The 14,707-nt window shown below is 63.7% G+C and carries 13 protein-coding genes; 6 read left to right on the forward strand and 7 right to left on the reverse strand.

Annotation, left to right across the window (positions count from 1 at the left end; translation table 11 throughout):
* Position 1 precedes the first annotated feature (1 nt).
* Positions 2 to 1,168, reverse strand: a complete 1,167-nt coding sequence (locus ACZ5Y5_RS18620; RefSeq protein WP_464810908.1) for an amidohydrolase family protein — start codon at positions 1,166 to 1,168, stop codon at positions 2 to 4.
* Between the two features lie 207 nt (positions 1,169 to 1,375).
* On the opposite strand from ACZ5Y5_RS18620, the gene ACZ5Y5_RS18625 reads away from it, so the two are divergent.
* On the forward strand, positions 1,376 to 2,629 hold the full coding sequence (locus ACZ5Y5_RS18625; RefSeq protein WP_464810909.1) for an MFS transporter: 1,254 nt from the start codon (positions 1,376 to 1,378) through the stop codon (positions 2,627 to 2,629).
* Between the two features lie 14 nt (positions 2,630 to 2,643).
* On the opposite strand, the gene ACZ5Y5_RS18630 is transcribed toward ACZ5Y5_RS18625, so the two are convergent.
* The 4 genes from ACZ5Y5_RS18630 to ACZ5Y5_RS18645 all read right to left on the reverse strand — a co-directional run bounded on the left by ACZ5Y5_RS18630 (position 2,644) and on the right by ACZ5Y5_RS18645 (position 7,326).
* Positions 2,644 to 3,585 (reverse strand): IS110 family RNA-guided transposase, encoded by a 942-nt coding sequence (locus tag ACZ5Y5_RS18630; protein ID WP_464808018.1) that lies wholly within the window; start codon positions 3,583 to 3,585, stop codon positions 2,644 to 2,646.
* Between the two features lie 288 nt (positions 3,586 to 3,873).
* Positions 3,874 to 5,601, reverse strand: coding sequence for an N-acyl-D-amino-acid deacylase family protein (locus ACZ5Y5_RS18635; RefSeq protein WP_464810910.1), 1,728 nt, complete (start codon positions 5,599 to 5,601; stop codon positions 3,874 to 3,876).
* Entirely contained in the window at positions 5,598 to 6,452 is an 855-nt protein-coding gene (locus ACZ5Y5_RS18640; RefSeq protein ID WP_464810911.1) for a hypothetical protein, read from the reverse strand. Before ACZ5Y5_RS18640 ends, ACZ5Y5_RS18635 begins: the two co-directional genes overlap by 4 nt.
* 13 nt (positions 6,453 to 6,465) lie before the next feature.
* Complete coding sequence (locus ACZ5Y5_RS18645; RefSeq protein ID WP_464810912.1) at positions 6,466 to 7,326, reverse strand: TauD/TfdA dioxygenase family protein; 861 nt, start codon at positions 7,324 to 7,326, stop codon at positions 6,466 to 6,468.
* A 125-nt stretch (positions 7,327 to 7,451) separates the two neighbouring features.
* On the opposite strand from ACZ5Y5_RS18645, the gene ACZ5Y5_RS18650 reads away from it, so the two are divergent.
* Positions 7,452 to 8,702, forward strand: a complete 1,251-nt coding sequence (locus ACZ5Y5_RS18650) for a TetR/AcrR family transcriptional regulator (protein WP_464810913.1) — start codon at positions 7,452 to 7,454, stop codon at positions 8,700 to 8,702.
* A 9-nt stretch (positions 8,703 to 8,711) separates the two neighbouring features.
* On the opposite strand, the gene ACZ5Y5_RS18655 is transcribed toward ACZ5Y5_RS18650, so the two are convergent.
* Positions 8,712 to 9,515 carry an SDR family NAD(P)-dependent oxidoreductase gene (locus ACZ5Y5_RS18655; RefSeq protein ID WP_464810914.1) on the reverse strand — a complete coding sequence of 268 codons (804 nt, stop codon included), beginning with the start codon at positions 9,513 to 9,515 and terminating at the stop codon, positions 8,712 to 8,714.
* 92 nt (positions 9,516 to 9,607) lie between these two features.
* On the opposite strand from ACZ5Y5_RS18655, the gene ACZ5Y5_RS18660 reads away from it, so the two are divergent.
* Positions 9,608 to 10,312, forward strand: a complete 705-nt coding sequence (locus ACZ5Y5_RS18660; protein ID WP_464810915.1) for an aspartate/glutamate racemase family protein — start codon at positions 9,608 to 9,610, stop codon at positions 10,310 to 10,312.
* Between the two features lie 39 nt (positions 10,313 to 10,351).
* Here ACZ5Y5_RS18660 and ACZ5Y5_RS18665 read toward each other — a convergent pair whose 3' ends face one another.
* A complete protein-coding gene (locus tag ACZ5Y5_RS18665) occupies positions 10,352 to 11,569 on the reverse strand; it encodes an amidohydrolase family protein (RefSeq protein ID WP_464810916.1) in 1,218 nt (405 codons plus the stop codon).
* Positions 11,570 to 11,927: 358 nt separating this feature from the next.
* Here ACZ5Y5_RS18665 and ACZ5Y5_RS18670 point away from each other — a divergent pair, with 358 nt between their 5' ends.
* The 3 genes from ACZ5Y5_RS18670 to ACZ5Y5_RS18680 are packed head-to-tail and all read left to right on the forward strand — an operon-like array spanning position 11,928 to position 14,702.
* Positions 11,928 to 12,386, forward strand: coding sequence for a VOC family protein (locus tag ACZ5Y5_RS18670; protein WP_464810917.1), 459 nt, complete (start codon positions 11,928 to 11,930; stop codon positions 12,384 to 12,386).
* A 41-nt stretch (positions 12,387 to 12,427) separates the two neighbouring features.
* Positions 12,428 to 13,678, forward strand: a complete 1,251-nt coding sequence (locus ACZ5Y5_RS18675) for an MFS transporter (protein WP_464810918.1) — start codon at positions 12,428 to 12,430, stop codon at positions 13,676 to 13,678.
* Between the two features lie 25 nt (positions 13,679 to 13,703).
* The gene (locus tag ACZ5Y5_RS18680; RefSeq protein WP_464810919.1) at positions 13,704 to 14,702 is read left to right on the forward strand and encodes an alpha/beta hydrolase; all 999 of its coding nucleotides are present in this window, start codon (positions 13,704 to 13,706) and stop codon (positions 14,700 to 14,702) included.
* Positions 14,703 to 14,707 lie beyond the last annotated feature (5 nt).

The following is a 14,707-nucleotide window of genomic DNA, read 5'->3' on the forward strand; positions in this document are numbered from 1 at the left end:
ATCAGATGCCGAGCAGGTCGGCGGCCGACTTGCCGAAGAAGCTTTCACGCGTGGACTGGGGCAGGCCCTCCAATTGTGCGTCGTAAAGGGCGACGGCTTCCTGATGTCCCTCGACATGCGGGAAGTCGGAGGAAAAGACGATGATGCCTTCCGGCACGCGTTCGATCGTCGGGCGCAGCATGTCCTGCTGGTGGACCACCGACACGCGCACCTGGCGCTGCACATATTCGCTGGGCTTGAGCGGATAGCTGTAAGGCGCGAAGCTCAACATGCGCGGGCGCTTGTCATCGGCTTCCAAATCGATCGCTTCCAGGAAATCGGGGAGCCAGTCGATTCCCAGTTCCGACACGATGACGGCGAGACGCGGATAACGCTCCAGCACGCCGCCGAAGATGAGCGAGGCGACGGCGAGTTGCGGCACCAAACGGCGCGACAGATTGGCAAGGCGATAGAAGGCCGCGATGTCGCCGCCATTATTCGCCCAGCCCGGGTGCATGGCCGCCCGGCCGCCGCCGACATGGAAGAGGATGGCGACGCCCAGATCCTCGCATGTCGCCCAGAATGGCTCGAAGTCCGGATGGTTGAGCGCCTTGCCCCCGTGCGGATCGGCCTTCACGAATACGGCGCGGGCGCCCCGTTCGCGACCGGCGACGACCTGCGCGATCGACCATTCGACGTCCATCAGATCAACGACCGTGGCGGGGATCAAGCGGTCGGTATAGCCAGCCAGCTGCTCGGTGGACCAGCGATTATAGGTTTCCAGCGTCGCGAGTGCGAGTTCCGGCGCATTGCGCATCGCATGCCGGTAGGGGTGATAGCCGTTGGAGGGCAGAAGGATCTGCTTGTCGATGCCGCGCTGATCCATCCATTTGATGCGCGGTTCGGGCTGATAGGCTTCGGGCGAGAAGGAGCCGGAGTCGATCGCGATCTGCGGCGGGTCGCCACCTGCCAAAGACCGTTCATAGGCGTCCACCACGACGGGCGGGATGAGGGTGAGCGGGTCGGGACGCAGGGCCGGGGGGACGGAGGAGAAGAGGTCGCCGACCAGAATGTCGATCAGCTGTTCGGCGGCCGTCATCTTCGGCAGCTTTGCGGCGAGCGTGGGATTGGCCTTTGCGAACCAATCGGTCGGCTCGTTGAAATGGCTGTCGACGTCGATGATCCGCATGCTGGCTCTCCTGTCACAATCGTGCCGGAATCGCGGTTCCGGCTTTGCTGCGTCACATCCTTTTTATCCGGAGGCGTGCGCCAGTCAATAATTTACGAGCGCCCATTCATTTATTTTTGAAAGGAGGAGGTAAAGGCCATTTCCGCCAGCGGGGAACAAGATCGGGGGCGCTGGAATAGCGGCTTCGCCTGCTGCTACCGCCTCGGCATGATTCGTTTTGACCTGGCGGGCTCCGCCCTCGATCCTTCTCTGCGCCGTTCGATGCTGTTGCGCGCCTTTGTCGCGCAGAATTGCGCGGTGGGCTGCGCCTATGGGGGGTTCGGGGTCAGCATCCTTCCGTTGCAGGACAGGTTCGACGCGAACCGCGCGACCGTTTCCGCTGGATTGTCGCTGGTGGTGCTGATGACGGCACTCTGCGGGCCGCTGGTCGCGTCGCTGGCAAGGCGGTTCGGCCTGCGCTCCATCATGGTGGCGGGCGCACTGCTGTGCTGTGCGGGCTACGCCTTGCTTAGCGTTGCATGGAACATGACGGTCGTGCTCGCAGCTTATGCGTTGCTGGTCGGGCCGGGCGTCGGGCTTTCCGGTACCTTGCCCGCCAGCCTTCTGGCGAGCGGCTGGTTCCCCGAAGCGCGGGGCCGCGCGATCGGCCTTACGACAATGCCGGTGGTGCTGGCCGCAGCGCCCATGGCCGGATTGGCGCTGATCCAGAATTTCGGCCTGCCCGGCCTCTATCTGGCATTGTCCGCGTTGCATCTGCTGACGGTGCCGCTGCTGCTGGGTGTTAGGGAAGCGCCGATCGCGCCGGTAGCGGCGGGTGACGTCCATCAGGACGGAGCGGCGGGGCGGGCGCGGGGCCTGCTTTCTCACCCGCTATTCTGGTTGGCGATGGTGGGGGCCGGACTGCTCAACGCGACCGGCATCGTCGGATCGGTGCATATGGTCGCGGTGTCGGTGGAGCGCGGCCTGCCGATGGCGCAGGCGGCCTTGCTCGCCTCGTTGATGGGCGGGGCGAGTGTGTTGGGCGCGGTCGCGATCGGCTGGCTGTGCGATCATCTGGGCGGCGCACGGTCGCTGGCGGTGGTCGCGAGCGGCCTTGCGCTTGGCTGGACGATCATCGGCCTGACCGGATCGCTGCCGCCGATGACGCTGGCCATCCTGTTGATCGGGGCGAGCGGTCCGGGCGTTTTCCCCAGCGTCAGCCTGCTGTTCGCGCACAGTTTCGGTCCTGCCGCCATGGCGCGCGCGGTCGCGCTGTTCGGCATGTTCAGCGTGCCGCTGACCTTCTTCCTGCCGCCTGCCGCTGGATGGCTGCATGATATGGCTGGCGACTATCAGCCGGTGATGGCGGCGATCGTCTGCACCTGCTCCGTCGTCGCCATGCTGTTCGCGCTGATCGCGCGGCGCGAAGCTGGGAGCGGCAGCGTTTCGTTGGAGGGAGTGGGGGCGTCTGCGCCCCGTTAGAGTATCCGTGATGATCAAGCTGGAGATTGCGTCCAGCATCGATCGGCTTTGAGCAGGGCGTTCGCGGTGACGACGAGCTTTCGCATGACGGCGGTGATGGCGATCTTGGCGGGCTTCCCGGCAGTAACGAGCTGCTGATATTTTGCCTTGAGATCGGGATTGTACCGGGCGGCGACGAGGGCCGGCATATAGAGAGCCTGCCGCACGTTGGCGCGTCCGCCACGGATGAAGCTCTTGCCTTTCCATTGTCCGGACTGTCGAGCGACGGGGGCGAGGCCGGCGAGGGATGCGGCCTGCTTGTTCTCGAGGCTGCCGAGTTCGGGCATGGTGGCGATGAGCTGGTTGGCGGTCAGCGTTCCGACGCCGGCGATGCTGGTGAGGATCTCATGCCGGCGGGCGAGCGCGGCATCGGCGGCGATCAGGTTGGCGATCTCGGTATCGAGCGCCTCGATATGCCGATCGATCTGCTCGAGCCGCTGCCGGCACTGGCGCTTGAGGAAGGCGATGGTGAGGTTCTTCTCGCGATTCTTGAGCGCGGTGCGATCGCGCACGAGGCCGTCTCGGGCATTGATGAGCTCCGCCATCTGCGCCTGCTGTGCGCTTCGAGCGGGTCTGACCGGCGGCTGCAAGGTGGCCGCCATACGGGCCAGCAACATGGCATCGATGCGATCGGTCTTGGCCAGAATGCCAGTCGCCTGGGCGAAGCGCCGGGCGCGCTCCGGGTTGAGCTTCACGCAGGGCCAGGCAGCCAGAGCCGCCTCCAGCGCCCGATGGTAGGTTGCGGTTGCCTCATAGGCGATCCGCTCGACCGGCCATTGTCGCAGCCAGGCGATCAGCGCCTTGTGGCCCTTGGCGGTGTTGGCGAACTGGCGCTCGGCGCCGGCAGGGTGGACATGGCAGTCGAGGCTCGCTTTGGAGATGTCGATGCCGATCGTCTGTGGTAGATTGTCGCTCATCTTTTCCGCTGTCCCATGCTTGTCATCCGGGTCCAAAACCCCGGTATCCGTTCGGGCCTGATGGAAAAGAAAGGGGCGATCCTACTCTAACCCGGTCCCACAACGACCGGCGCTTTCACGATCCGTCCCCTTCCGCCCGGGCCGGGGTGGCCACCCCGGCCCGGGCAATCCAGCATGACCCAAACGGACCGCAATGTCATAAGACAAGCGCTGAACAAGAACAGTTCGCCCTGAGCCTGTCGAAGCGCTCTCCGACAGGCTCAGGGCGAAGGGGGGTGGAGCGGGTCTCTAAGCGGGCACCGCCTGTGCGCCACGGACGAGGCGGCCGGGGCGCGCGCCTGTTGCAGCGTCGCTGCGGCGGATCACCTCGCCCGACACGATCGTCGCGACAAAGCCTGTCGCCTTTTGATCGAGCCTGCGCCCGCCGCCCGGCAGGTCGTAGCGCACATAGGGTGCGTGGAGATGAAGCGCGTCCATGTCGATGATGTTGATGTCCGCCTTATATCCCGGCGCGATCCGGCCGCGGTCCCGCAGTCCCATGGTTTCGGCGGGCCGCGACGACAATGCCTGCACGGCCTTTGCAACGCTTAGCTTCGGACCGTTGCGGTCACGCGTCCAGTAGGTCAGCAGGAAGGTCGGATAGCTGGCGTCGCAGATCGCGGCATAATGGGCTCCGCCATCGCCCAGCCCCATCACGGTCGCCGGATGGTTGATGAGGTCATGGATCGTGTCCAGCCGGTTGCGATAATAGTTGCCGAGCGTGGCATAGAGCATCCCGCGCCCGTCGCCGCCGTTCATCAGCAGATCATAGGCGACTTCTTCGGGCGCGACATTCAGGCTGCGGGCCTGCGCGCCAATGCTGCTTTCGGCGGGCGGCTCGTAATTGGGCGGGTCCGACAGCGGGAAGATCCAGTTCCAATTGCGCGTCATCATCGCCAGCGGGTTGCCCTCATGCGGCGCTTCGGCGATCAGCTTTGCGCGGAAGGCGGGATCGCGCAGATGCACCAGCTGGTCCTCCAGCGGCAGACCGGAAATCGCCTCATAGGTGGGGCAGAGGGAGAAGGGATGGCTGGACAGCTCAAAGCCGCAGATCATGCCGACCGGGCGCGGCAGCACCTGCGGACTGATCTCCATGCCCTTTTCATTGGCTTCCTCGCAAATGCGCAAGGCTTCTTCCCACACCGGCTCACCCCCATTGGAGGTGCCGAGCGTGAAGGTGGCGGGCCTGCCCGCCGTTTCGGCCACCGCCAAAAGGTGCGACAGCTCATCTGACCAGCTTTGGAAAGGCGCATCCAGCACCATCTGCAGCACGCCGGTGCCCGCCTCTCGCATAGCGCCCGCGATCGCTTTCAGTTCCTCGACATCGGCCTGGTAGCTCGGGATATTCTCGCCCGCCTTGGTGCGGTGGATGAGCAGGCGGGAGGTCGCAAAGCCAATGGCGCCTGCGTCGAGCGCTTCACGTGCGATCGCGCGCATCTGTTCCAGGTCTTCGGCCTGCGCAGGCTCGCGTTGCGCGCCGCGCTCTCCCATGACGAATACGCGGAGCGGGCTGTGCGGGAGCAGCGCTGCGACGTCGATGTCGCGGCGGCGTGCATCCAGCGCGTTGAGATAATCGGGGAAGCTTTCCCAATCCCAGCTGAGCCCTTCGGCCATGACGACGCCAGGGATGTCCTCCACGCCCTCCATCACTCGGATCAGACGGTCGTGATCGGTAGCGCGGCAAGGCGCGAAGCCGACGCCGCAATTGCCGATCACGACAGTGGTCACGCCGTGGGAGGAAGAGGGGGAGAGTTCTTCCGACCAGACGGCCTGGCCATCATAATGGGTGTGGATATCGACGAAGCCCGGCGTGACGGTGAGGCCCGTCGCGTCGATCACCTCCTTCGCCTCTCCGCTGAAGGGGCCGACGCTGATGATGCGGCCGTCCCGCACGGCAATGTCGCCGGTGAAGGGCTCACCGCCCCCGCCATCGACGATCGTCCCGCCGCGGATGAGCAGATCGCAAACCTTAGTCATTCCGCCGCCCTCGCAATCGGGTCGAGTGGAACCTTGCCATCCGACGCCCAGAAAGCGCCTTCGCGCGAGGTATCGACATCCTCCACGCCGCGTACGCCCAACGCCTCGCGCGCTTCGGCCAACGGCAGGTGGAATGCGGTCTCCAGCTTCTTCATGAAAAGCGCGTCGCTCTGCTGCCCCACCTTCATGCCGCGCTGGATCGCGTTGACGCAGGTCGGCCACACTTCGGGATAGTGCAGCATGGTGCGCACGGTGTAGCGGAGCGATCCGAAGATGTGGATCATGTTCACTTCGGCCGCCAGATGCGGGTTGTGCATATGTTTGGGCACGTTGGTCAGGCGATACCAGTAGGGGACCAGCTCGCCCATGAAGTTGAAGCCGCCGCCGGTAAGAATATGTTCGAAATCATGCGTCTGACCGGAGCGCAGGTTGTAATATTCAAGCTGGGTCCTGGGCTCTTTCCACGGCGTGATCTGGATTTCATAATCGCCCGCGGTCATTTGGCTGTAGAAGATGCCGCCCAGCGATCCGGGCGCATATTGGGCGAAATCCTCGATTTTGTAGGTGGAGATGAAGCCTTCGCTGAACCAGGCGTCCAGTTCCGGGTTCACCTTGCGCTCTTCGGTGAACATTTGCTCGATAGCGTCATAGTCGCGCAGGGAATCGAGAATAGGCAGGAATTCGTACATTTCCGCAGGCGCAGGCATGTCCGCGCCATTCTTCCGCAGCAGGATCATCGCCAGCCATTCGCGCAGGCGCGGGTTGTTGAGATATTTGGACGAGGAGATGAGGATGCTGCTTTCGGTTTCGACGGGCATCACGCCGCGCATCAGATAGGGAATGTCAGCCATGGTCTGTTTTCCTTCAGTCAAGCACCAGTTGTTTGCCGCCTGAACCCCAGGCGCTGATCCGTTTGTCCCCCACCTCGAATTGCGGGAGCAGGTCGAAGAAGCTTTTGTCGGCGACCACGATGCGCTGCAGCTTGCGCGGGCTCATGCCGGTCAGGTCGCCGCGGGCATGCTGGAGAGCAATATTGTCCCAGATGACGATGTCGCCATTGTTCCAGCGGTGGCGATAGATTCGGTCATCGCGGTAAAGTTCGGCGAACAGCGCGTCGAGCGTCGCGTCGCTTTCTTCCCGATCCATCCCCATGACGCGCGCCGTCTGCATGTCGCTGATATAGAGGACAGGCTCGCCAGTGCGGGGATGGGGGATGATCAGCGGGCGCAGCTGATGCGGCATTTCGTCGGAACTGTCATAGCCGACCGTGCGGTGCGTCTGGATCGGCGCGATCATGGTCATGGCTTCCCGATCGGCCACCTTGGCCTTGAGGTCCGCAGGCAACGCGGCGGCGGTGTCGGCGCCGTTCACGAAATCGGTATAGCTCTGCCCGTCATTCACGGCGACGGCGTGCAGAGAAATGACCTTGAACGGTTCTTCAGTGAACGCCAGATCGCTGTGCCAAGTGAGGGGGCCTGAACCAAGCCCGCCATCGGTGGAAATTTCGCGATATTCGCCATGCGAGCCAAGCACCCGCCCGAAATTTTCGAGCAGCTTCACCTGATCGGATTCGGCCAATTGCTGGTTCCTGAAAACCAGCAGCTTATGGCGATCGAACAATTCGACCATGCGCTGTTCGAAGCCTTCTGGCAGCGGCCATTGCAGCCTGATGCCGATTTCCATGCCGAACGGCGCAAGCGGCCGTTCCGTCCATGGGCTGTCCATGAGTCGCTCTCCCAAAGCAGATTATCTTCCCGAACGGTATCGAACCGTTCGGTTGTCGTCAAGAAGCATGGGTGCATCCTCGCGCCGTGCTGATATAGCGCACCAATGTTTAGCAGTTATGCCGGATGAAAGATGCAGCAGAGGTGAGGACGGAACTGGCGTCGCCGCGCGTCCGGCACCTTTTGGCGTCCGCGCGCGCCCAATTTGTCGAGCGCGGCTTTGACGGGGTGAGTATCGACGCCATCGCGCGCACGGCGGGTGTGAGCAAGGAAACCATCTATCGCCACTTCGCCGACAAGGAGGCGCTGTTCCGCGCGGCTCTGGATGCGCAGGGCGCAGAGTTCATCGCGCGCGCGGCGGCCGTGCATGAAAGCGCAGCGAGTGGCGGGTCGGAGTTGGCAGGGCTCGCCCGCGCGATACTGGATTCGGCGCTCGATCAAGGCATGTTCAGCGCGTTGTGGGTCGCGGCGGGCGTGGCGCACAAGATGCCCGACCTCGCTTCGGCGTTGCAGAATGGCCAGGGCATGCGGCTGGAGCCGGTGCGACAGGCGCTGCAAGATTATGCGCGGGAAAAGGGCATGGATCGTCCCGTGCCTTTGGAACTGGCGCTGGATTTCGGATCATTGGCGGTCGAAGGGCCGGTGGTGCTGATGGGCTTTCCGCCTGCACCGCCTGAAGCGCGCGACCGCATCGCGCATCATGTCGCCGCCCTGTTCGCGCAGGGCATAGGCAGCGCGATCGAGCCCGCTTTGCCTATGCCCGACGCGTTGCCGTCGGTCGCCCCCGAGCCATTCGAGGCACCGCCGTCGCATATCCGCACGCTGCTTGATGTAGCGGGACGCCATTTCCTGGGCCAGGGTTATGAAAGCGCCAATCTGCACCTGATCGGCGAAGAGGCGCGGGTGGGGCGCGGCACGCTTTATCGCCATTTCTCCAGCAAGGCGGGGCTGTTTGCAGCGACCATGCGGGCGCTGGCCCAGGCGTGCGCGCAGGAAGCAGCGCCGCCCGCGATGCCTGAAGGGCGAGCCGACCTGGAAGTGTTGACGGCCTATGTCGAAGCTGCCCTTGCGGTCCTTGCCTCCGCTACGTCGATCCAGCTGCACCGGGTCGTCATCAGCCAATCTCGCCGCGATCCGGCCCTGTCACGCGACGTCTATATGGCTTTGCGCGCGCCTTGGGTGCGGGGCCTCGTCCCCTGGCTGCACAGCATCGGGGTGCGGCAGGGCAGCGAGTGGCATGCGCGCCAGCTGTTGGTGCTGGCGCTACGCGGCAACCGTATGTTCGCTGGTGGGCATCCGGTGTCAGGGCAGGAGAGGCGGCGCTATGCAGAGCGCGCCGCCGGCATCTTCCTGAACGGCTTTATCAGTCTGCTTTGACGCTGGCGTTCAGCCGGGCAAGCCGGTGAAGGCTGTGATCCCGCCATCGACCACCAGTTCGGTGCCGGTGATGTAGCGCGCCTCATCGGAGCTGAGGAACAGCGCGGCATGGGCTACGTCCCAGGCATCGCCCATCCGCCCCATCGGCACCTGTTTGTGACGCTTGGCGACCATGCCTTCATAGTCGCCCTGATTGTAGCGCTGCGCCAGCCGCTCGACGAGGGGGGTGAACATCAGCCCGGGCACGACGCAGTTGAGCCGCACGCCCCTTGCCGCATAGGCCACTGCCGTCACCTTGGTGAACTGGACCAGGCCCGCCTTCGCCGCGGCATAGCCCACCTGATCCTTGCCGACCCAGCGCATGCCCGCGATGGAGGATATGTTGACGATCGCTCCTGCGCCCTGATCGGCCATGACGGGCAGCGCCGCCTTGCTGGTCAGGAAGGCGCTGGTGAGATTGAGGTCCAGCTGGTCCTTCCACACCTGCTCGTCCATCGTTTCCGGTGTGCCGGGTTCGGACCGGCCGACATTGTTGATCAGGATGTCCAACCGGCCGAAGCGCGCAACGCAATCGGCGACCAGGGCATCGACCTGCGCGGAATTGGTGACGTCGCAGGCGGCGGCATGCATGCTGTTGCCTTCACCCTCGACGATGTCCCGCGTCGCTTCGGCTGCTTCCAGGCTGAGGTCGACACCATAGACGGTGGCCCCCTGCCGCGCGAGGAGCGTGGCGATGGCCTTGCCATTGCCCCAGCCGGGTGCGGAACTGCCGCAGCCGGTCACGATCGCGACGCGTCCGTCCAGTCTCAACATGTTCAACACTCCCTTTTGCGTAGCGATTCACCCTTGCCCTGCGCTGATGGCACCGTCATTGCGGCGTGGCAACTTTTGGGACGGAGAGCAGGATGAGCAATGCGCCGCGTATCATGATGATCAGCGCCCTGGCGCAATCGCCGGGACCCGCCATGGCCGCGATGCGCGAAGAATGGCCCGAGGCGGCGGTCCATAATCTCATCGACGACTCTCTGGCATCGGACTTCGCCACAATCGGTGAAATCAGTCCGGCGATCCACGACCGCTTCCAGGCGCTTGGCCGCTATGCCGCCGGAGCCAATGACGGAAAGGCGGAGACGGCGGGCATCCTCTTTACCTGTTCGGCCTTCCGCCCCGCCATCGAACGGGTGAAAGCGGATCTTTCCATCCCGGTTGTCACCCCCAATGAAGGCGCGTTCGACGAGGCCTTGGCGTTGTGCAAGGGCAAAGAAGGGGGCGGGCGGGTTGGCCTGCTGCTGACCTTCCAGGGGTCGGTCGCGCCGCTGGAAGGCGAAATCCACGCGATGGCGGACGCGATCGGTCAGGCGCGGCCGCTGATCGTCCCCGCCGTGGCGACTGGCGCTTTGGAGGCGCTGCAGGCGGGCGATGCGGACGAGCATGACCGTTTGAGCACAGCGGCTGCCGAAGCGATGCCGCCAGTGGACGTGATTGTCGTAGGTCAATTTTCGATGGCCCGCGTCGCTCCGTTGGTCCGGGAAATCCGATCCGAGCCGGTTCTGACGACCCCGCAAATGGCGGTGCGCAAGCTGCGGCGGCTGGTCGAAACGGGGCGCTGATGGGCAGGGGGCGGAAGGTTTCCGCCCCCTCTCTATTGATCAGACAGCCAGCGTTTCGCTGCGGGCCGGGACGATCAGCGGATCGCCTGTCCGCTCAAGGGCCGACAAGAAATTGCCGCCCATGAACAATTCGCGGCGGCGCGCCGGGAAGCGGCCTGCGTGCTTGTCGAAGAATTCGCGATAATGACCGGCCGGGTCGCTGAAGCCTTCAAAATGGGGGAAGTCGGAGGAGAACATCAGCATCTCCTCAGGCAATTGTTCCATGATCAGGTCCAGCGGATTGTCGCTTCCGCAGTTGAGCGGCGTGCCGCGTACGTTGCGGCGGATATAATCGCTGGGCTTCATCGCATATTTCCACTTGCCCAGGAACAGTTCGGCCGTAGGCGTGGCGCGTTCGTCAATGTCGTTGAGGACGAAGGGCATCCAGCCGATACCCAGTTCCGCGATCGTGACGGTCAGCGTCGGATGCCGTTCGAACAGTCCTGAAAAGACCATCGCGTTGATGTTCATCATTGCGGTCACATGGCGGAACCCGCCGCCAAATTGCCGTAGCAGCGTGGGATCGGCCGCCATGTTCGACCAGCCGGGATCATAGGACATGCGCTCAAAGCCCGTGTGCAGCATCGCCATCATGCCGTTGTCGGTCACCGCTCGCCAGAACGGGTCCCAATCGGGATGGACGATCGACTTGCCCGCGACCGGGGCGCCAGGGATCAGGACGATGCGGCTGCCACGGCGGCGCATCCGTTTGAGTTCGGCGATCGCCCAGTCCAGATCCTCATAGTCGAGCGCAGTCACCGGCAGCAGCCGTCCGCCGCCTTCATCGCAGGTGTCCGCCAGCCAGTCATTGGCGGTGCGGATGGTTTCCTGCCGTAGCCCGAGGTCTTCGATGAATGTCTGATAGGTGATGCCCGACAGGCAGATGACATTTTGCAGGTCGATGCCCTGGCTATCCATCCATTTGATGCGCGCCTTGGTATTGGCGACCTCCATCTGGTTCTTGCCTTCAAATTCGGCGCGGCGTCCCTTTTCATCCTCCTTTTCCTTGGCGAAGAGGGTGAGGAGGCCGGGCGGGGTCAGTTCCTCCATGGAGGGACGGCGGTCTTCGGGGATGGATCGCACCAGATCGCCGCAGATCACCTTCACGGCCAAGGCGCCGCCGTCGAGATCAGGCAGCCGCTTAGCGAGATCGGGGTAATTGACGAGCCATTCAGGTCCCGGTTCAAAATGCGCGTCGACATCGATCACCAAGCTCATCGCTCTCTCCTTGTTCATCCGCTTTTGCTGTGCGGAATTTCATGCTTCGTAATTTTACGCGCCTCTTCGCTCATGGTCCATCCGCCTATTCGGAAGCGATAAGATTGAGCGGCTTGCCGGGCTTCTGAAGCGCGTATTTTTAATTCCTGCTTGCGTCCAGTCGCTACGCATTTCAGACATGAATGAAGTCGAACGGGCCAGAAAAGAAAATCCGAGTCCGATTCGAACAGCAGTATTGAGGAGCGGGTTCAGCGTCGTTGCTTCACCAAGTCCGACCGGAATGGGCGATTTCGCCACCGTGAATTCCGCATGTCCAGGTGAAGAAAAGGCGAGGTTGGGTTCGCATGATGAGGATGACATGATCAAAGGCTTTCCCCATTTCGGCATCTATGTGGCTGACATCGCGCTTTCGACGCGTTTCTATGTCGAAGGGCTGGGTTTCGAGCCGCAGGAAAATGGACGCACTGACGCGCCGGGGCCGCTGCTGGAGATGCCGGGCGCAATGATACGCACGCAGTTCATCCGGCATGAGCAAGGCATGCGGATGGAATTGTGGACGGTGGAGGACAGGCCGCCCGCCGGCGTTGCCGATCCTCGGCCAGCCAACCTGCCTGGCCGTCCTCATCTATGCTTCCTGGTGGATGATCTGGAACAGGTCGCCGCGCGCATCGTGGAATTCGGCGGTTCCAAGCTGGACGGAACGCTGTCCGACCTTGGTTATGGCAAGCTCATCTTCTGCGCGGACCCGGACGGGACGCGCATCGAGCTGGTTCAGATCACCAGCGGATGGGCCGGATACGACCAGGAACAAGGCTGATCACGCCTCGCCATAGCCCGGCGCGAACAGGAGACGACCGAATGAATGGATTGACTGGGGCCGCCGTGGCCGGCGCCGCGCCGATCGAACATGCCGGGCAGAGCCGCATGATGGTGGCACGCGCGTTCCTGGCGCAGAATGTGGCGGTGGGCTGCGCCTTTGGCGGTTTCGGGGTGTCCGTCCTGCCGCTGCAACAGCTTTACGGAGCCAGCCGGGGCACGACGACATTGTCGCTTGCCTTGTGCGTGCTGGTGCTGGGGCTTGTCAGCCCGTTGATCGGCACGCTGATCGGCCGCATCGGCCTGCGTTGGACTATGACGATCGGCACACTGATTTCCGGCGCGGGTTACGCGTTGCTGGCCATCGCGCCCAGCATGCCGGTGGTGTTGTTGCTCTACGCGCTGCCGATCGGCGTCGGGCTGGCGATGTTCGGCCCCTTTCCGGCCAGCGTCCTCGCCAGCAACTGGTATCGGCATAATCCCGGCCCCGCGCTGGGCGTGGCGAATACGCCTTTGTTCGTTGCCTTGCTGCCAGTGATCGGGCTGATCGTGATCCGTGATCATGGGCTGGCCGCCTTCTACCTGACCCTGGCGGCGTTGCACGTGGCGCTGCTGCCTATCATGCTGGGTGTGTCTGACGCACCGGCCGACGCGGGGCATCAGGCAGGCCATCCGCACGGCCATGGTGGTGGGGCGATGATCGCTGCCCGTGCGCTGCTTCGCAGCCCGGCCTTCTGGGTCATGAGCCTGGGCGCTGGTTATCTGAATGCGGTGGGCATCACGGGCGTGTCGCACCTTGTCGCCTTCGTCGCTGAACGGGGCGTGGCGGCTGGCGAGGCAGCCGGTCTGCTGTCGATCATGGGCGGCGCTGCAGTGATCGGCTCGCTGGTGATCGGTTTTCTCTGCGGCCGCCTGGGCGCGCCATTTTCGCTTGGGCTGATCGCTGCTGGACTGGCGGTCAGTTGGCTGGCGTTGCTCGGCACGACCTCCTTCCCGCTGATGGCCTTGGCGTCGTTGATGCTGGGCGCAGGCGGGGCAGGCGTTTTCCCGGCCGTTAGCATGCTTTCGGGCCGCCTGTTCGGCCAGGAGTCGCTGCCGCGCGTCATCGGCCTGTTCGGTCTGGTGACGCTGCCGCTGACCTTTTTCCTGCCGCCGCTCGCGGGCGTGCTGCGCGACATGGCCGGGGGTTATGCGCCCGTCGTGATGATCATCATCGGCGGCTGCGCCGTCATGGCCCTGATCTTTTTCGCCATGGCGCGCACTGGCCGCCAGGTGCCGGCCGCAGACCTGTGATTATCTGAACAAGAAAGGGAAAGTCATGACCTATCAGATCGATGCAGACGGATCGGTACAGCTGGGCAAGGCGGTCGTGCCGGTGCCGCGTACGGTGAGCGTGGAGGCGCAGGCATTTCTGGCGACGCCGCCATGGGCGCAGCCGCCCGACCCCGATGCGGAACGCCTGCCCATGTGGGCGCTCCGTTCCTTTGTCGACGAACAGATGAAATTGGGCGGCGAAGCAGCGCTGCAGCAATATCCGGTCGAAGTGCAGGAAATCGAGATCGCCGGAGTGCGATGCCATCTGGTCAAGCCGCACGACATTCCGGAGGAGAATAAGGGCCTGACCCTGATGAACCTGCATGGCGGGGGTTTCGTGATGGGGTCGGGATCGCTGGTTGAAGCCATTCCGATCGCGCATCAGGCCAAAGTGCCGGTGATCGCCGTCGATTATCGCCTGGCGCCCGAGCACCCCTATCCGGCGGCAGTCGATGACGCGGTCGCCGTCTATCGGACGATGCTGGAATATCATCGGCCCGATCAGATCGGCATCTATGGGTCATCGGCGGGCGGGTTCCTGACCGGGCAGACGATCATCCGGCTGGAACGGGAAGGGCTTCCCCTGCCGGCTTGTTGCGGCATTTTCACCGCTGGCGGCGATCTGAGCGATCTTGGCGACACGGCGAAGATATTCACGCTGATGGGATTTTGGGGCGACCTGATCCTGCCGACCGATCACGAGATCAGCGAAATTCGCGCCTATCTGGGTGGTGCGGACCCGAAAAGCCCGGAGGTTTCGCCAATTCATGGGGACCTGTCGCGCTTCCCGCCCACGTTGCTGATGAGCGGCACGCGGGACGCCGTGTTGAGCGCGACCGCGAGTTTTCACCGAGCGCTGCGCCGTGCTGGCGCTGAAGCGGACCTGTTCGTGTTCGAAGCCATGCCGCACGCGCACTGGTATATGTTCCATCTCCCCGAAGCGCAGGAAGCGATCGGGGTGATGTGCGACCATTTCCTGCGGCACTTGCGGCCCCAGGGCTGAACGGC

The organism is Sphingobium sp. TomTYG65 (genome assembly GCF_055395525.1).